This is a genomic window from Streptomyces luteolus, assembly GCF_029968015.1.
GTDB classification, from domain to species: Bacteria; Actinomycetota; Actinomycetes; order Streptomycetales; family Streptomycetaceae; genus Streptomyces; species Streptomyces luteolus.
Genome location: NZ_JASCIS010000009.1, coordinates 207,766 through 224,718, shown reverse-complemented (window position 1 = coordinate 224,718; position 16,953 = coordinate 207,766). Strand labels below are relative to the sequence as shown.

Annotated in this window: 17 protein-coding genes; 7 read left to right on the top strand and 10 right to left on the bottom strand. The window is 72.6% G+C overall.

The annotated features are described in order from the left end of the window. Nucleotides 1-130 precede the first annotated feature (130 nt). Nucleotides 131-412 carry a hypothetical protein gene (locus tag QIT00_RS11895; protein WP_282535149.1) on the top strand — a complete coding sequence of 94 codons (282 nt, stop codon included), beginning with the start codon at nt 131-133 and terminating at the stop codon, nt 410-412. 93 nt (nt 413-505) lie between these two features. Here the strand turns inward: QIT00_RS11895 and QIT00_RS11890 are convergent, their stop codons facing one another. After that, nucleotides 506-1,393 carry an NAD(P)-dependent oxidoreductase gene (locus QIT00_RS11890; protein ID WP_282535148.1) on the bottom strand — a complete coding sequence of 296 codons (888 nt, stop codon included), beginning with the start codon at nt 1,391-1,393 and terminating at the stop codon, nt 506-508. A 153-nt stretch (nt 1,394-1,546) separates the two neighbouring features. On the opposite strand from QIT00_RS11890, the gene QIT00_RS11885 reads away from it, so the two are divergent. Further along, nucleotides 1,547-2,527, top strand: a complete 981-nt coding sequence (locus QIT00_RS11885) for a GlxA family transcriptional regulator (RefSeq protein ID WP_408909758.1) — start codon at nt 1,547-1,549, stop codon at nt 2,525-2,527. A gap of 134 nt (nt 2,528-2,661) precedes the next feature. On the opposite strand, the gene QIT00_RS11880 is transcribed toward QIT00_RS11885, so the two are convergent. The 4 genes from QIT00_RS11880 to QIT00_RS11865 all read right to left on the bottom strand — a co-directional run bounded on the left by QIT00_RS11880 (nt 2,662) and on the right by QIT00_RS11865 (nt 6,703). Further along, nucleotides 2,662-3,792, bottom strand: a complete 1,131-nt coding sequence (locus QIT00_RS11880) for an acyl-CoA dehydrogenase family protein (RefSeq protein WP_282535146.1) — start codon at nt 3,790-3,792, stop codon at nt 2,662-2,664. Beyond that, nucleotides 3,771-4,955, bottom strand: coding sequence for an acyl-CoA dehydrogenase family protein (locus tag QIT00_RS11875; protein ID WP_282535145.1), 1,185 nt, complete (start codon nt 4,953-4,955; stop codon nt 3,771-3,773). Before QIT00_RS11875 ends, QIT00_RS11880 begins: the two co-directional genes overlap by 22 nt. Nucleotides 4,956-4,958: 3 nt before the next feature. Next, nucleotides 4,959-5,921 carry an NADPH:quinone oxidoreductase family protein gene (locus tag QIT00_RS11870; RefSeq protein ID WP_282535144.1) on the bottom strand — a complete coding sequence of 321 codons (963 nt, stop codon included), beginning with the start codon at nt 5,919-5,921 and terminating at the stop codon, nt 4,959-4,961. A gap of 152 nt (nt 5,922-6,073) precedes the next feature. Next, complete coding sequence (locus tag QIT00_RS11865; RefSeq protein WP_282535143.1) at nt 6,074-6,703, bottom strand: helix-turn-helix domain-containing protein; 630 nt, start codon at nt 6,701-6,703, stop codon at nt 6,074-6,076. 238 nt (nt 6,704-6,941) lie between these two features. Between QIT00_RS11865 and QIT00_RS11860 the strand changes: the two genes are divergently transcribed. Continuing rightward, nucleotides 6,942-7,892, top strand: coding sequence for an SDR family oxidoreductase (locus QIT00_RS11860; protein WP_282535142.1), 951 nt, complete (start codon nt 6,942-6,944; stop codon nt 7,890-7,892). Nucleotides 7,893-7,896: 4 nt separating this feature from the next. Here QIT00_RS11860 and QIT00_RS11855 read toward each other — a convergent pair whose 3' ends face one another. Both QIT00_RS11855 and QIT00_RS11850 read right to left on the bottom strand, forming a co-directional pair. Then, entirely contained in the window at nt 7,897-8,730 is an 834-nt protein-coding gene (locus tag QIT00_RS11855) for an enoyl-CoA hydratase/isomerase family protein (RefSeq protein WP_282535141.1), read from the bottom strand. A 60-nt stretch (nt 8,731-8,790) separates the two neighbouring features. Then, a complete protein-coding gene (locus QIT00_RS11850; protein WP_282535140.1) occupies nt 8,791-9,525 on the bottom strand; it encodes a PIG-L deacetylase family protein in 735 nt (244 codons plus the stop codon). Between the two features lie 882 nt (nt 9,526-10,407). On the opposite strand from QIT00_RS11850, the gene QIT00_RS11845 reads away from it, so the two are divergent. The 4 genes from QIT00_RS11845 to QIT00_RS11830 are packed head-to-tail and all read left to right on the top strand — an operon-like array spanning nt 10,408 to nt 14,475. Further along, nucleotides 10,408-11,163 carry a (Fe-S)-binding protein gene (locus tag QIT00_RS11845; RefSeq protein ID WP_282535139.1) on the top strand — a complete coding sequence of 252 codons (756 nt, stop codon included), beginning with the start codon at nt 10,408-10,410 and terminating at the stop codon, nt 11,161-11,163. Further along, nucleotides 11,160-12,653 (top strand): LutB/LldF family L-lactate oxidation iron-sulfur protein, encoded by a 1,494-nt coding sequence (locus tag QIT00_RS11840; protein WP_282535138.1) that lies wholly within the window; start codon nt 11,160-11,162, stop codon nt 12,651-12,653. The genes QIT00_RS11845 and QIT00_RS11840 overlap by 4 nt, the downstream gene beginning before the upstream one ends. Then, complete coding sequence (locus tag QIT00_RS11835) at nt 12,650-13,306, top strand: LutC/YkgG family protein (protein WP_282535137.1); 657 nt, start codon at nt 12,650-12,652, stop codon at nt 13,304-13,306. The genes QIT00_RS11840 and QIT00_RS11835 overlap by 4 nt, the downstream gene beginning before the upstream one ends. Before the next feature lie 5 nt (nt 13,307-13,311). Beyond that, nucleotides 13,312-14,475, top strand: a complete 1,164-nt coding sequence (locus QIT00_RS11830) for an ABC transporter ATP-binding protein (protein ID WP_282535136.1) — start codon at nt 13,312-13,314, stop codon at nt 14,473-14,475. Between the two features lie 95 nt (nt 14,476-14,570). Here the strand turns inward: QIT00_RS11830 and QIT00_RS11825 are convergent, their stop codons facing one another. The 3 genes from QIT00_RS11825 to QIT00_RS11815 are packed head-to-tail and all read right to left on the bottom strand — an operon-like array spanning nt 14,571 to nt 16,899. Beyond that, nucleotides 14,571-15,554, bottom strand: a complete 984-nt coding sequence (locus tag QIT00_RS11825) for an ABC transporter substrate-binding protein (protein WP_282535135.1) — start codon at nt 15,552-15,554, stop codon at nt 14,571-14,573. Further along, nucleotides 15,551-16,231, bottom strand: a complete 681-nt coding sequence (locus QIT00_RS11820; RefSeq protein WP_282535134.1) for an ABC transporter permease — start codon at nt 16,229-16,231, stop codon at nt 15,551-15,553. Before QIT00_RS11820 ends, QIT00_RS11825 begins: the two co-directional genes overlap by 4 nt. After that, nucleotides 16,228-16,899: an ABC transporter permease gene (locus QIT00_RS11815; RefSeq protein WP_282535133.1), complete on the bottom strand. Its 672-nt coding sequence runs from the start codon at nt 16,897-16,899 to the stop codon at nt 16,228-16,230. Before QIT00_RS11815 ends, QIT00_RS11820 begins: the two co-directional genes overlap by 4 nt. Nucleotides 16,900-16,953 lie beyond the last annotated feature (54 nt).

Genomic DNA, 16,953 nt, shown 5'->3' with positions numbered 1-16,953 from the left:
GGGGGGGGGGGGGGGGGCCCCGGGCGGGGGGGGCCGGTGTGGGGGGGGGGGGGGGGCCCCCCCCCCCCCGGCCCCGCGCTCGGTAAGTTGATCTTCTCTGGACATGACCGGACAGGAAAGGGGGGGTGTCATGACCGACCGCACACCACAGGAGGGCGAGCCCCGCACCGCACCGGGCCCCGTCACGCGCGACCGCAACCCACTGGAGTACTGGGCCCGCGCCGCGGTCGCCCCCGAACCGCCCCGGACCTCCGCGCCGGCCCAGCTTTCCCCGGGGGCGACCGAGGCCCAGGAGCGCCTGCTCGACGCGATCAGCCGGGCCACGGAGGCCGTGGACGTGACGGAGCCCGGGGCGACGGAGGAGCTTGAGCGGCTGGCTCGTGCTTATGCGCTGGTGACGCAGCCCCGATAGGGGCGCGGGGAACAGCGCGACCAGCCACGACGGCGCTGTAGACGAAGAACGAGGCCGCAGACCTTCGGGAAGGCGGGCTCCCTGATCGGATGGTCAGACTTGGGCGGTGTCCGAGGTTCGCAGGGCCTCGATCACGGCGGCATAACTGTCGGAGCCGTGGCCCGCGGCCGCCGCCCGCCGCATGAACGACTCCAGGAGTTCGGGCAGCTCGGTGTCGACCCCACGAGCCTGGGCGGCGTGCACCAGGTGCCGGACCGTCGCGATCTGCACGTCGACGGTGGCGTCGTCGCCCGGATAGCGACCGGCGTCCACCTGGCCCGCGTAGGTCGTCATGAACCCGGCCACCGCGGTCAGCCAGCGCACGGCGACCGGGGTGAACGCCGCGGCCGCCACCCCGTCGGCGCCCACGAGCGCGCTGCCGTGCAGCCAGCCGGTCAGGGTGGACCACATCAGGCCGAGCAGCGCCGTGTCGTAGAGCGACGCCAGCCCCGGGTCCGCGCCCAAGTACACGGCGTCGCCGAGGACTTGGAGGGTCGAACGGCAAGCGTCGAAGGCCGCACTTGAGCCGCTGTAGAGGAACATCATGCTCGGGTCGCCCACGCCCGGCGGCGTCGTCATGATGCCGCCGTCCAGGTGCTCGGCGCCGTGCGAGCGCAGCCAGGCGTCCAACTCCCGGGCCTGCTCGGCGGATCCGGAGGTCACGTTGACCACCACCCGCCCGGCCAGGGCCCCGGCGATCGGCGTGAGCAGCTTCCGCAGGACCGCCTCGTCGAACACGCAGGTGAGGGTCAACGGGCTTGCGGCGACGGCCTCTTCGGGCGTGGCGGCAAGGCGGGCGCCGCGTTCGACGAGGTCACGGGCCTTGTCGGGCGTGCGGTTCCACACCGTGACGAGGTGGCCCCGGTCGAGCAGTGCGGCGGCGAGCGCCGAGCCCATGGATCCGAGTCCGATGACGGTGACGGCCTGCTGGTCGATGGACATACGTGGTCAACTCCTGTGTTCCGCAGGGTGGTTCGGCTCGCGATCGCGTAAGGACACGCTCGCAGGGCCCACCCCGGCAGGACAGTGACAGGAATGACGGCGACCACCAAATTCGTGCCGTACGCTCGCGGTATGAGCGTGGGTTCGGTGGCCGTGGTCGTGACCGAGGAGTTCGGGGTGCCCGCCTGGGACCTGTACGAACTGAGCATCCCCTGCACGGTCTTCGGGAAGCCGCAGCCCGATCTGGCGGACCGCTGGTACGACTTCCGGCTGTGCGGCACCGGGGCGTCGCGGGCGCCGCAGGACCCGACGGGCTTCTCGGTCCGCACCCCGTACGGGATCGACGACATCGTGGGCGCCGACACCGTCATCGTGCCGTCCGTGCCCGACGCCTTCGTCGAGGAAGGCCGTCCGCTGCCTGCGGGGCTCGTGCCCGCACTGCGCCGCGCGTACGACGAGGGGGCCCGCATGGTCTCCCTCTGCAACGGCGCCTTCGCGCTCGCCGAGGCCGGACTGCTCGACGGCCGCCGGGCCACGGCGCACTGGATGCACACGGCACAGCTCGCCGCGCGCTACCCGAAGGTGGAGGTGGACGACTCGGTGCTGTACGTGGACGAGGGCTCCGTCCTCACCAGCGCCGGGCTCACCGCGGGCCTCGACCTGTGCCTCCATCTCGTACGGCGGGACCTCGGCGCCCATGTCGCCAACCAGCTGGCCCGGCGCATGGTCGTGCCGGCCCACCGTCCGGGCGGGCAGGCGCAGTTCATCGACGCGCCGATGCCGGAGACGGACGACGCGGGCCTGGCTCCCGTCCTCGCGTGGGCGCGGGCCCGCCTGGACGAGCCGCTGACCGTCGAGGACCTGGCCCGGCGTGCGGCCCTGAGCCCGCGCACGTTCTACCGCCGGCTCCAGGCGGCCACGGGAACGACCCCGCTGCAGTGGCTCCTGAACGAACGCCTCGGCCTGGCGCGGAGCCTGCTGGAATCGACGACCTTGCCGGTCGAGAAGATCGGCGCCTTGAGCGGGCTCGGTACGGCGAACAACTTCCGCCACCACTTCCTGAAGCAGGTGGGGGTGTCGCCCAGCGACTACCGGCGGGCGTTTCCGCCGGCGCGCGCGGAGTCACACCGCTGAGCTGCTGTTCCAGCCCGCCGCGTCCGCCACCGGCGGCCCCCGTTGCTCCGGTCGCCCATCGGCCGGGCGACGCCGGTCGCCCCTGGCACAGGGTCGGCGTCGCCCGGCCGCGCGGGGTTCCGCCCGCTGGGTTCCTACGGCGCCCGGAGATCCACCAGGCCCGCGATCGCCTCCCGATGCCGCCCCGCCGAACCGAGCCCCACTGCATCCGCCTTGGCCCGCTTCAGGTACAGGTGCACCGGGTGCTCCCAGGTCATGCCGATGCCGCCGTGCAACTGGAGCGCCTCCTCGGCGGCGTGGACGGCCACCGGGGAGCAGTAGGCCTGCGCGAGGGACGCGGCGAGAGGGGCCTCCGCGCTCTCCGTGGCCAGGGCGTCGGCCGCGTTGCGGGCCGCCGCACGGGCGTTGACGGTCTCCAGCCACAACTCCGCAAGCCGGTGCTTGAGCGCCTGGAAGGAGCCGACGGGGCGGTTGAACTGGTGGCGGTCGCGCGTGTAGGCGACGGTCTCCGTCAAGCACCAGTCGGCGACGCCGAGTTGCTCGGAGGCGAGCAGCGCGGCTCCGGCCCGCAGACCGCGCCGTACGGCCGAGTCCGGGTCCTCGCTGATCGGCTCGCCGCCGCGGGCGCCGTCGAGGGTGACGTCGGCGAGCGGCCGGGTCAGGTCGAGGGAGGTGCGGGGGGTGACGGTGACGCCCCCCTGGTCGGCGGCGAGCGTGTAGAGGGCGTCGTCGGTGGCGACGTACAGGAGATCGGCGCCCGCCGCGTCCGCGACCGCCGTCACCGTGCCGTGCAGGAGCCCGTCGGAGCTGCGGCGCACGCGCGCGTACGGGGCGTGCGGCGCCGTCGTGAAGGGCACGACGAGGGCGCCGACCTGGCGTCCGGAGGCCAACTCCGCGAGCTGCGCGCCCACTTGGGGCTGCTGAGCCGGGCAGCCGAGCAGCATCTCGGTGACCACCACCGCACTGCTCAGATACGGCACGGGCGCCACGGCCCGCCCCAGCTCCTCCAGGACCACGGCCGCCTCGCGGTGCGTGGCGCCCTGCCCGCCGAGCTTCTCCGGTACGAGGAGTCCGGCGAGGCCCATTTCCGTCGCGAGGGTCTTCCACAGCTCACGGTCGTGCGGCTCGTCGGTCTCGATCCGGGCGAGGACGGCGGCGGCGGTGCAGTGGTCGGTCAGCACGTCCCGTACCACCGAGCGGAGTTCGTCCTCGGTCTCCGAGTAGAGGAGGTCCACAGAGGTGCTCACCTGGCCAGGTCCTTCCATGCGACGTCCTTGTCGGTGCGCGGCTCGGACGGCAGTCCCAGGACGCGTTCGGCGACGATGTTGAGGAGGACCTCGCTGGTCCCGCCCTCGATGCTGTTGCCCTTGGCGCGCAGATAGCGGTAGCCCGCGTCGCGGCCGGTGAAGTCGACGATCTCGGGACGGGTCATCGTCCAGTCCTCGTACGACAGACCGTCCTCGCCGAGGAGTTCGAGCTCCAGGCCGCTGATGCGCTGGTTGAGCCGGGCGAAGCCGAGCTTCATGCCGGAGCCCTCGGGGCCCGGCTGTCCGGCGACGAGCTGCTGGCGCAGACGCTCACCGGTAAGGCGTGCGACCTCTGCCTCGACCCACAGCTTCAGCAGGTCCTGGTGCAGGTCGTGGGTGCGCAGTTCGGGGCGCTCCCGCCAGGCCTCGACGACCGGGCCGATCACGCCGCCCTCGCGGGGCAGGCGCATGCCGCCGATGGCGACGCGCTCGTTCATGAGCGTGGTCTGCGCGACCCGCCAGCCGTCGCCGACCTCGCCGAGCCGGTGCGCGTCGGGGATGCGCACGTCGGAGAGGAACACCTCGTTGAACTCGGCCTCGCCGGTGATCTGCCGCAGCGGCCGTACCTCGACGCCGGGGTCGGTCATGTCGCACACGAAGTACGTGATGCCGCGGTGCTTGGGCTGCTCCGGGTCGGTACGGGCGATGAGGATGGCCCAGCGGGCGTTGTGCGCGTTGGACGTCCACACCTTCTGGCCGTTGACCACCCAGGTGTCGCCGTCCCGGACGGCACGGGTGCCGAGCGCCGCGAGGTCGGATCCGGCGCCGGGCTCCGAGAACAGCTGGCACCACACCTCCTCGCCCAGCCACAGCGGCCTGAGCCAGCGCCGCTTCTGCTCCTCGGTGCCGTACGTGAGGACCGTGGGCGCGGCCATGCCCAGACCGATGCCGATGCGTCGCGGATCGTTGTCGGGCGCCCCCGCGGCCTCCAACTCGGCGTCCACGACGGCCTGCTGGGTGCGCGGAAGGCCGAGTCCGCCGAGCTCTTCGGGGAAGTGCACCCAGGCGAGCCCGGCGTCGAAGCGGGCTTCGAGGAAGGCCTCGCGCGGGGTGGAAGCGATCGGGTGTGCGGCAAGCAACTCCCGTACGCGATCGCGCAGTTGAGCCTCGCTGATCGTCATGGATCAGGCTCCTTCCGGGACGATCGCCACGCGGCCGGTGGTGACGCCGTCGGCGACGCGCTGCACGGCGGCGGCGCCGTCCTTCAGCGCGACGCGTTCACTGATCAGGGGCTTGATGGCGCCCTTCGCGGCGAGTTCGGTGAGCGTGTCGTGGCAGCGGCGGACGGCCTCAGGGTCCTTGGTGTTGTAGAGGCCCCAGTGCAGGCCCACCACCGAGTAGTTCTTCACGAGCGCGTGGTTGAGCGCGGGCGTCGGGATGACTCCGCTCGCGAAGCCGACGACGAGGATGCGGCCCTCGAAGGCCACGCACTTCGTGGACTTGGCGTACGCGTCGCCGCCCACCGGGTCGTAGACGACATCGGCGCCGCGGCCGCCCGTGGACTCCTTGACGACGGAGACGAGGTCGTCGGTGCGGCGGTCGATGACGACGTCGCAGCCCAACTCCTCGGCGACGCGCACCTTGTCGGGGCCGCCCACGACACCGATGACCTTGGCGCCGGCGGCCTTGCCGAGCTGCACGGCGGCCGAGCCGACCCCGCCCGCGGCGGCGTGCACGAGCAGCGTCTCGCCGGGCTGCAGCGCGGCCCGCCGGTGCAGCCCGAACCAGCCGGTCTGGTAGCCGATGTGCAGCGCGGCGGCCTCGGCGTCGTCGAGGGCGTCGGGCGCGGGCAGCACGGCGGCGGCGTCGGCGACCGTGTACTCGGCGAAGCCGCCGTACGGCAGGGCGGGGTTGGCGATGACGCGGCGGCCGTCCTCGGTCTCCCCGCAGATCTCCACGCCGGGCGTGAACGGCAGCGGCGGCCGGACCTGGTACTGGCCCCGGCAGAGCAGCGCGTCCGGGAAGTTGATGTTGGCGGCCCGCACCTTGAGCACCACCTGCCCCTCACCTGGCGTGGGCGCGGCGGTCTCTTCGAGCCGCATCACCTCACCGGGCTCGCCGTTCTCGTGCACTCGCCATGCCTGCATGCGGGGCCTCCACGGAGGGTCGTGAACCAAGCTCTGTCGCCGAGCTCATCGCATACTAAGCGGTCGCTTGCCCCCTGTGAACCCGTATCGACCCGCTTCTTCGACTACTTCTTCGGCTACTTCTTCGGCTGCTTCTCCGGCTACTTCTCCGGCTACTTCTTCGCGGACGGCTTGGCCCGTACGTGCATCCGCTCGCCCTGCGGGCCGAAGAGGCTGAGGAACTCCACGCCGCCGTCGCCCGCCGGGCCGAACCAGTGCGGCAGGCGGCAGTCGAACTCGGCGGCCTCGCCGGTGCCGAGCACCACGTCGTGGTCGGCGAGCAGCAGGCGCAGCTTGCCGGAGAGGACGTAGAGCCACTCGTACCCCTCGTGCGTGCGCTGCTCCGGCACCTCCGCGAGCTGGGGGATCACCACCTTGTACGCCTGCAGGCCGCCGGGCTGGCGGGTCAGCGGCACCATCGTGCGGCCGTTGCGCACGATCGGCTTGGCCCGTACGCGCGGGTCGCCGACCGGCGGGGCGCCCACCAGTTCGTCGAGCGGGACCTGGTGGGCGCGGGCGATGGGCAGCAGGAGTTCGAGGCTGGGCTTGCGGTTGCCGGACTCCAGGCGCGAGAGGGTGCTGACGGAGATCCCGGTGGCCTCGGAGAGCCCGGCGAGGGTGGCCCCGCGCTCCTTGCGGATCCGGCGCAGCCGGGGCCCGACCTCGGCGAGGACGTCCTCGGTCCCTTCGGGGGTGGGCTCGTGCTGGTGGGTGTGTGGGTCGTGCTGCCTTGTGCGCGTCATGCGGCTATTGCAGTTTCAGCAATCCATGTTGTCAAGACAGCCGCTCTGACGGGGGCGGGGCGAGCCCCCGGGCCCCTTTCAGGGGCTGCCTCCCCTGGACCTACTTGGAGGCCGCCATTTCGGCTGCCGCTCCGCCGTGGCTGGTCGCGCAGTTCCCCGCGCCCATTTCGGGGCCCGGGAAGAGAGCGGGCGCGCAAGACCCTGGACCTTTGCGCGGCGGACCGTTATCCATGCCGCCATGACGGACTCCGCGCTGCCCGGCCTGCCCGCTCCTCCTCCGCTGGGCGCGAGCGCCCTGCCGCCCGGTACGTACGACGGCTGCACGGTGCTCGTGACCGGTGGCGGCACCGGGCTCGGCAAGGCGATCGCCGCCGAGTTCGCCCGGCTGGGCGCGGACCTGGTGATCGCCAGCCGTAAGCCGGAGCACTTGGACCCCGCCGCGGCCGAACTGTCCGCACTGGGCGGCAAGGTGGCGGCCCTTCAGTGCGACATCCGGGAACCGGAGCAGATCGGCGCGGCCCTCGACACGGCCGAGGGGGCGCTCGGGCTTCCGGACGTGCTGGTCAACAACGCCGCCGCGAACTTCCCCGTGCCCGCCGAGGACATGTCGCCGGGCGCCTGGCGTGCCGTCGTCGACATCACGCTCAACGGCACCTTCTACATGACCCGCGAGTTCGGCCGCCGCCACCTCGCCGCGGGCACACCCGCGTCGATCGTCGCCGTGGGTGCCTCGTACGCGTGGACGGGCGGGCCGGGCTTCGCGCACAGTGCCGCGGCGAAGGCGGGGGTGAAGAACCTGGTGGAGACGCTGGCGGTGGAGTGGGGCCCGTACGGGCTGCGGGTGAACGGGCTCGTGCCCGGGCTGATGCCGCACGAGGACATGACGGCAGACATCCGGGCGGGCCTGGAGGGCGCGCGCGACGACCGGGACCGCAGGCAGCCGGCTCTGCGGGTGGGTGCGCCGCGCGAGCTGGGCTGGGCGGCGACGTTCCTGGCTTCACCGTACGCACGGTTCATCAGCGGGCACACGCTGGTGGTGGACGGCGCCAACTGGCAGCGCCGGGACGTCGTGGCGGCGCCGGTGGTGCCGGTGCGGGAGCAGTTGGGGCGGGGGCCGTTGGGGCAGGGGCCGTGGGGGCAGGGGCCGTTGGGGCAAGGACCCTTGGGGCAGGGGCCGTTGGCGCCCTGACGGGTCAGGTGCCGTCGAACTTCGGCGCCCTGCGGGCCGCCTTCGCCGCGTACCCCTCGCGGGAGTCCTGGGAGGTGAGGGTGACGGCGGCGGACATCGCCGTACGGTCGAGGGCGGCGGCGAGGCCCGCGTCGGCGAAGGCGTCGATGTCGCGTTTGATGCCCTGCACGGCGAGCGGGGCGTTGGCGGCGATCTCGGTGACGGCGGCGCGGGCGCTCTGCTCCAACTCCGCTGCTGATACGACGAGTTGGACCAGGTGGAGACGTTCGGCCGTCGCCGCGTCGATCCGGCGGCCGGTCAGTGCGAGGAGCTTCGCCCAGCCCGCGCCCGCCTCGCGGGCGATGCGCAGATCGCCGCCCGCGTCCACGGCGACCCCGAGCTGCGCCTCGGGCAGGGCGAACACGGCGTCGGCGGCGGCGACCCTGACGTCGGCCATCAGGGCAAGCTCGAAGCCGAAGCCGAGGCAGTAGCCCTGCACGGCGGCGACGATGGGCTGCGGCAGCGTGGCGAAGTCGGCGAAGCGCTCGTGCACCCAGCGGATGCCCTCGTAGTAGTTGCGGGTGCGCTCCGCCGGGGAGCGGCCGGTGATCGCGCCGCCGGGCGCCGTGACGTCGATGCCCGCGCAGAACGCCCGCCCCTCGGCGCGCAGCAGCACCGCCCGGATCCGGTCGTCGAAGCGGATGCGGTCCGCCATCAGGCCGAGCTGCCGGGTCGACTCCCAGCTCCAGCCGTTGAGTTGACGCGGACGGCAGAGGGTGAGGACGCCGATGCCGTCCTCGATGTCGAGGCGCAGCCGGTCCTCACCCTCCGGGATGTCGGTGCCGATGGTGTCGATCACGCCCAGCCCCCTCGCCTGCCCAGCCTGACACTGACGGGGCGTCAGGTTAGCGGTCGGGGCTCAGCGGCTGAAGACCTCGAACCCGACAGCGGGCCGCCCGCCGAAGCGTTCCGCGACCATCGAGGTGCCCATGTCGAGGATCGACCGGGCGTACGCCTCCGGGTCCTCGTCCGTCAACGCCTCGATGTACACGCGGTGTTCGAGCAGCGAGCGCACGCCGCGCTCGTAGCCGGGACCGGCGTCCTGGGCGTGCGTCGGGTTGTCCGAACCGGCGATCGCGACCCAGCGCACCCCGTTCCACGGCTCCAGGCCCTGCTCGGTGAGTTCCGGGAAGATCCAGCGGTTGCCCGCGTCGCCCACGGCGTCGAGGGCGGCGCGGCCCACGGCGACGTGGTCGGGCGTGTTCCAGTAGGCGCCGCCGGCCCAGGACTCGCGGTGGTTGAGGGTGATGACGAGCTCGGGGCGGTGGCGGCGTACGGCGGCGGCGATGTCACGGCGCAGGGCCGTGCCGTACTCGATCACGCCGTCCCGGTGGCCGAGGAACTCCACGTTCTCCACGCCGACGACGGCGGCGCTGGCACGCTGTTCGCGCTCGCGCAGCGGTGCGCACTCGGCGGGCGGGAGGGTGTCGATGCCCGCCTCGCCGCGGCTCGCGAGGACGTACGTGACGTCCCGGCCGCCGTCCGTCCAGTGCGCGACCGCGGCCGCGCAGCCGTACTCCAGGTCGTCCGGGTGGGCGACGATCGCGAGGGCGCGGTGCCAGTCTTCGGGCATGGGGGTCAGTTGAGCGGTCATGGGGGAAGGGTATTCGGCGCCGTCGGCGCGGGGGCTGTCGGTTGCCCTTGCGGGCTGGTCTTTCCCCTCCCCGCCCCTTCCCTCAAGTCCTCAGCGGACGGCTCTCGGGGCTGCGCCCCCAGGCCCCCTTTCCAGGGCTGCCGCCCCTGGACCCCGCTGGGAGGCGGTCGTTCGGCTGCAGCGCCGTGGTGGCCGATCGCGCAGTTCCCCGCGCCCCTATCGGGGCCCACCTTCGGCCCCTCCCGCCAGCCCGTCCGGGTCAATTCGGCCCGCCCGGTGACCAATCCGGCCTGAACAGGTTGGTTGATCCAGCCAGTCCGGATCAATTCAGCCCACCCGGCGGTCAATCCAGCCCGTCCGAGTCAATCCTGCCCGTCCAGCGACCAACCCAGCCTGCCCGAGTCAATTCAGCCTGCCCAGCGACCAATCCAGGCCGCCCGAGTCAACCCAACCCGCCCAACGACCAACCCAGGCGCCCGAGTCAACCCGACCCGCCCAACGACCAACCCAGGCGCCCGAATCAACCCAACCCGCCCAGCAACCAACCCAGTCCGTCCGAATCAACCCAGGCGCCGTCCTGTGATCACCCAGCCCACCCGGCGATCAATCCAGCCCGTCCGGCGCTTGAGGACGAGCCCGAAGGGCGATCGGGGTTCAGGGGCGAAGGCCCGGGTCGGTTCACGGGCGGCAGCCCGGGGAGCAGGGGCGGAGCCCCGAAGCGGTCCAGGGCCGGTAGCCCCCGGAGGCCGGGGCGGCAGCCGGGCCGGCGGAACCGGCACGCCGGGCTCGTGAAACGTATCAAGCCGAGGGGCGCGGGGCTCCCCGTGGCGGTGCGGGCCGCGTACGCTGCCGCCATCCGATGATCGTCGCGGAAGGAGACGCATGCGTGTCGCCCTGTTCCTGACCTGCGTCAACGACACGCTCTATCCGGATACGGGCCGGGCGGTGGTGAAGCTCCTGGAGCGGCTCGGCGTCGATGTCGACTTCCCCGCGGGCCAGACCTGCTGCGGCCAGGCGCACTACAACACCGGCTACCGCCACCGCGCCGAGCCGCTGGCCCGGCACTTCGCGGAGGTCTTCGCCGGGTACGACGCGGTCGTCACGCCGTCCGGCTCGTGCGGGGCGATGGTGCGGGAGCTGTACCCGCGCATGGGGGCACGCGCCCGCGCGGAGGGCCGCGGCACGTCCCTGACGTCGGCGCTCGCGCCGGTCGTGCCGAAGACGTACGAGCTGACGGAGTTCCTCGTCGACGTGCTCGGTGTGACGGACGTCGACGCGTACTACCCGCACAGGGTGACGTACCACCCGACCTGCCACGGGCTGCGCTCGCTCGGCCTCGGGGAGCGGCCGACGCGGCTGCTCGCGCAGGTGAAGGGGCTCGATCTGGTCGAGCTGCCGGGCGCCGACGAGTGCTGCGGCTTCGGCGGGACGTTCTCCGTGAAGAACCCCGACGTGTCGGCGGCGATGGGGCTCGACAAGGTGCGGGCCGCCGAGTCCACCGGCGCCGGGGTGCTGTGCGCGGCGGACAACTCCTGCCTGATGCACATCGGCGGCACGCTGGCCCGCCTGGACAGCGCGATGCGGCCGGTGCACCTCGCGGAGATCCTGGCGAGCACGGAGGAGGAGCAACTCGTATGAGCGGCACATTCGTTGGCATGCCCGCCTTCCCGGAGGCCGCGCGCGACGCCGTGCGGGACACGACCCTGCGCGGCAATCTGCGGCACGCCACGCACACCATCCGGGCCAAGCGCGCCAAGGCCGTGGCCGAGTTGGAGGACTGGGCCCGGCTGCGCGAGGCGGGCAGGCAGATCAAGGACCGTACGCTCCGCCGACTCGACCACTATCTGGTGCAGTTGGAGGAGGCGGTGACCGCGGCGGGCGGCACCGTGCACTGGGCGGCCGACGCGGACGAGGCCAACCGGATCGTCGCGGGGCTCGTACGGGCGACCGGCGAGCGCGAGGTCGTCAAGGTCAAGTCGATGGCCACGCAGGAGATCGGCCTCAACGAAGCGCTCGCCGCCGAGGGCATCGCCGCGTACGAGACCGATCTCGCCGAGCTGATCGTGCAGTTGGGGGACGACCGGCCCAGTCACATCCTGGTCCCCGCGATCCACCGCAACCGCGGCGAGATCCGCGACATCTTCGCCCGCACCATGAGCGAGTGGGGCCGCCCGGCGCCCGACGGCCTCACGGACACACCGGCCGAACTGGCGGAGGCGGCGCGGCTGCATCTGCGGGAGAAGTTCCTGCGCGCCAAGGTCGGGATCTCGGGGGCGAACTTCATGGTCGCCGAGACCGGCACGCTCGTCGTCGTCGAGTCCGAGGGCAATGGGCGGATGTGCCTGACGCTGCCCGAGACGCTGATCTCGGTCGTGGGCATCGAGAAGCTGGTGCCGACCTGGCGGGACCTGGAGGTGTTCCTGCAGACCCTGCCGCGCTCCTCGACCGCCGAGCGGATGAACCCGTACACCTCGATGTGGACCGGGACGAGGGACGGTCTCACCGGGGAAGGCGACGGCCCGCGGGCCTTCCACCTCGTCCTCCTCGACAACGGCCGCAGCGACACTCTCGCCGACGAGGTCGGCCGCCAGGCCCTGCGCTGCATCCGCTGCTCGGCCTGCCTGAACGTCTGCCCGGTGTACGAGCGGGCCGGCGGGCATGCGTACGGCTCGGTCTACCCGGGCCCGATCGGGGCGATCCTCAGCCCCCAACTCCGGGGCACGGCAAGCGAGATCGACGCGTCCCTGCCGTACGCCTCCTCGCTCTGCGGGGCCTGCTACGACGTGTGCCCGGTCGCGATCGACATCCCCGAGGTGCTCGTGCATCTGCGGGAACGGGTCGTGCAGGGCGGGCCCGTGACGCGGCGGGGTGCCAAGGTCACGCTGCGGCCCGCGAAGGGGCATGCCGCCGAGCGGGCGGCGATGCGGGCCGCCGCGTTCGCCTTCACGCGTCCCGGCACGCTCGCCGCGGGCCAGCGCCTGGCCGCCCGCACCCGCCGCTTCCATCCGCGCCGCCTGCCGGGCCCCGGCCGGGCGTGGAGCGACAGCCGCGAGCTGCCGAAGGTGCCGGCGGAGCCGTTCCGGGACTGGTGGCTGCGCACGCGCGGCGGGAAGGACGCGGAGAAGTGAGCAGCAGGGATGTGATCCTGAACCGGGTCCGGCGGGCGCTGAGCGGCACACCTGCCGTCGAGGAGTCCGTGGACCGTACGTATCTCGTGGAGCACGGCTCTCGCAGTACCGAGGAGACCGTCGACCTGCTCGCGGAGAACCTCGCCGACTACCGGGCGATCGTGCACCGCGCCGACGCGGACGGGCTCGCGCAGCTGCTGAGGCGGCTGCTGTCCGAGCGCGGCGCCCGCAGTGTCCTCGTACCGCCGGGGCTGGACGCGTCGTGGCTGGAGACGGCCGGGGATCTCGCGCGCGTGGCGGACCGGGCCGAGCTGACGCCGCAGGAGCTGGACGCCGTGGACAGTGTGGTCACGGGCTGCGCGGTCGCCATCGCGGAGACCGGCACGATCGTCCTGGACGGCTCCCCCGACCAGGGCCGCCGCCGCATCACGCTCGTGCCGGACCACCACATCTGTGTCGTACGCGTCCCCGGGCAGGTCGTGTCGTCCGTGCCGCAGGCGCTGCGGCGGCTCGATCCGGGGCGCCCGCTGACCTGGATCTCCGGCCCTTCCGCGACCAGCGACATCGAGCTGGACCGGGTGGAGGGGGTGCACGGGCCGCGCACCCTGGAGGTGGTTCTGCTGAGCGAGGGCGGATCCGCGCGGTTAGCGTGAAGGGCATGATCCGGTTCGAGCACGTCACGAAGCGCTACCCGGACGGCACGGTGGCCGTGGACGACCTGTCGTTCGAGGTCGGCGAGGGCGAACTGGTCACGCTCGTCGGCCCGTCGGGCTGCGGCAAGACGACCACGATGATGATGGTCAACCGCCTGATCGAGCCGACCTCGGGCCGGATCCACGTCGACGGTGAGGACATCTCGACGGTCGACCCGGTGCGGCTGCGGCGCCGGATCGGTTACGTCATCCAGCAGGTGGGCCTCTTCCCGCACCGCACGATCCTCGACAACACGGCGACGGTGCCCGCCCTGATCGGCTGGAAGCGGTCCAAGGCGCGGGCCCGCGCCGCCGAACTCCTCGACCTGGTGGGCCTGGACCCGCAGACGTACGGCTCACGCTATCCGCAGCAGCTCTCCGGCGGGCAGCGGCAGCGGGTCGGCGTGGCGCGGGCGCTCGCCGCGGACCCGCCGGTGCTCCTGATGGACGAGCCGTTCGGCGCGGTCGACCCGGTGGTGCGCGAGCAGTTGCAGGACGAGTTCCTGAAGATGCAGGCCAGGGTGCGCAAGACGGTGCTCCTCGTCACGCACGACATCGAGGAGGCCGTCCGCCTCGGCGACCGCATCGCGGTGTACGGGCAGGGCCGTATCGAGCAGTTCGACACCCCCGGCGCCGTACTCGGCACCCCGGCCACGCCGTACGTCGCGGAGTTCGTGGGCGCCGACCGGGGCCTGAAGCGGCTCTCGGTGACGGAGATCGAGGCGGACGACCTGGAGGAGCCGCCGATCGCGCGGGTCGGCGAACCGGCCGCCGAGGCCGCGGCACGGCTGCGCGCCGAGGGTGCGCGCTGGACGGTCGTCCTGGACGAGGCGGGCGAGCTGCACGGCTGGGCGGGCGTGGACGAGCTGGCGCTCGCGGGCGACGGGGGCACGGTCGGCGAGCTCGCGCACCGGATGAACTCCTGGGTCCCGGTGGGCGCCCCGCTCAAGCAGGCCTTCGGTGTGATGCTCCAGCACGACGCGGGCTGGGTCGCGGTCCTCGACGGCGCCCGCTTCCTGGGCGTCCTCACCCCCGCCAAACTCCACGAGGCCCTGCGCCGCTCGGTCGACGCGGACGCGCAGGGGGTTGCCCGGGACGAGGTGGAGTTCGACTCGGTGGCCGACGCGTAGCCCTGCCGGGGTGGGCGGCCCTCGCGCACCACGACCCGCACCGTCGGCCGACGCACCGCCGATCGCCCTTCGGGCTCGTCCTCAATCTCCCCCAGCTACCGCTGGGAGGTACCCCCAGACGGGCTCGATTTGAGCAGGCCCTTGTCCCGCAGATACGCCTCCGCCACATCCTCCGGCAGGCGTCGCCAGCTGTCGACCTGCTGGTTGAGGGAGGCCAAGTCCTCGGTCGTGAGAACGGAGTTGAGCTTGCCGAGGGCCTTGGCGACACGGTCGCTGCCGGCGCGGGCGCGGTTGACGACGGGGACGATGTAGTCGGCGTTCTGGAGTTTCTTGTCGTCCTTCAGGAGGACCAGGCCGAACTCGTCGAGCGTGGCGTCCGTCGTCGTGGTGAGGACCATCTGGTCCTGGCCGTTCTGCACCGCCTGCTTGGCCTGGGTGGTGCCGACGCCCTTGGGGTCGACCGCGGTGATCTCGATGCCGTACGTCTTCTCCAACCCCGGCTTGCAGTAAGGGCGTTGGACGCACTCGTCACCGGCGGCCAGGCGGACGGGGATCTCGGCGCGGCCGAGGTCGCTGAGGGTTTTCAGACCATGCTGCTTCGCGAAGTCTGCCGTGACGGCGAAGGCGTTCTGGTCGACGGCCTTGCCCGCGTCGAGGACCATGAGCCCGCGGGGTGCGGCCAGTTCGCGCAGGGCGGTCATGGTGGCGTTCAGGTCGGGTGAGCCGACGGGCTTCGCGTCCGGGCCGTTGGCCTTCGCGTTGAGCCAGTCCGCGAAGGTGGCGGCGTACTCGGGCACGACGTCGATCTGGCCGCTCTCCAGGGCGGGTTCGTACAGCTCGCGGTTGGCGACGGAGAGGAGCTGGGTGGAGTAGCCCTGCTCGCGCAGGAGCAGCGCGTACATCTGGGCGAGCAGGTCGCTCTCGGTGAAACCGGCGGACCCGATGGTGAGGCTGCGGCTGTCGCCGGGCGGCGCGGTGACCTCGCCCTGGTCCTCCAGGGACGGGCCGGTGGTGCAGCCGGTGAGCAGGACGAGCAGCCCGGTGAGCAGACCGGTCAGGCGGGCGCGCGTGGTCCTCATGTGGCCGCCGCCTTCCTGCGGGCGAGTCCTGGCGCCAGGCGTTCGCCGACTTCGAAGCAGGCCTCGACGAGCAGCGCGAACACGGCGACGAGCACGGCACCCGCGACCACCTGCGGTGTGGAGGCCAGGTTGAAGCCCGCGGTGATGATGCGGCCGAGCCCGCCGCCGCCCGCGAGGGCCGCGATGGTAGCGGTGGCGACGAGCTGCACGGCAGCGATCCGCACCCCGTTGACGATCATCGGCAGCGCGAGCGGCGCCTCCACCCGCCACAGCATCTGCCGCCCGGTCATCCCCATCCCGCGCGCGGCCTGCACGATGCTGCGGTCGACGCCGCGCATCCCGACGTACGCGTTGGTGAGCAGCGGCGGTACGGCGAACAGGACGAGGGCGACGACGGTGGGGCCCTCGCCGTATCGGCCCAGCGGGGTGAGCAGGAGCAGGACGAGCACGGCGAAGGTGGGGACGGCGCGGCCGACGTTGGAGATGTTCACGGCGAGCGCGCCGCCCTTGCCGAGGTGGCCGAGGACCAGCGCGACGGGCAGCGCGATCAGGCAGCTGACGGCCAGGCAGATCACGGTGAGGAGGAGGTGTTCGGTGAGGCGGTGCCAGATGCCGTCGGCGCCGGACCAGTGGTCGGCGTCGGTGAGCCAGCTCCAGGCGTCGGTGAGGGTGTTCATGAGCGCTGCCAGGGCGTGAGGAGCCGCTGCGCGCCGAGGAGCAGCAGATCGGCGGCGACGGCGATGACGACGCACAGCACGGACGCGGTGAGGACCTGTGCTTTGAAGTAGGTGTTCATGCCGGTGTAGATGAGGTTGCCGAGCCCGCCGTGGCCGACGATCGCGCCGATCGTGACGAGGGAGACCGCCGAGACGGTGGCGATGCGCAGCCCGGCCATGGCGGCGGGCAGCGCGAGCGGCAGTTCGACGGTGAGCAGCAGGCGTACGGGCCCGTATCCCATGCCCTTGGCGGCCTGCCGGGTCTCCTCGGGGACGGCGCGGAGCCCGGCGAGGATGTTCCGGACGAGCAGGGTGAGCGAGTACAGGACGAGTCCGGCGACGACGAGCGAGGCGGAGAGTCCGTACAGCGGCAGGAGCAGCGAGAACATCGCGAGGGACGGGATGGTGTAAAGCACCGTGGTGAGGGCGAGGACCGGCCCGGCGGCGGTGTGGAAGCGGCGGGCGAGGAGCGCGAGCGGCACGGCGAGGAGCAGGGCGATCGCGACGGACAGCGCGGTCAGCTCCAGGTGCTGCAGGACGGCGTCGGCGAGGATGTGGCGGCGCGTGCTGAGGTAGTCGCCGCAGATCCATTCGTTGCGCGCGAGGCAGTCGTCCGGTGGCGCGGTCACCCGTCCATTGCAGCCCGGCGCGGGGCGCGGGGCGCGTCTTGCTGGCCCGTACGG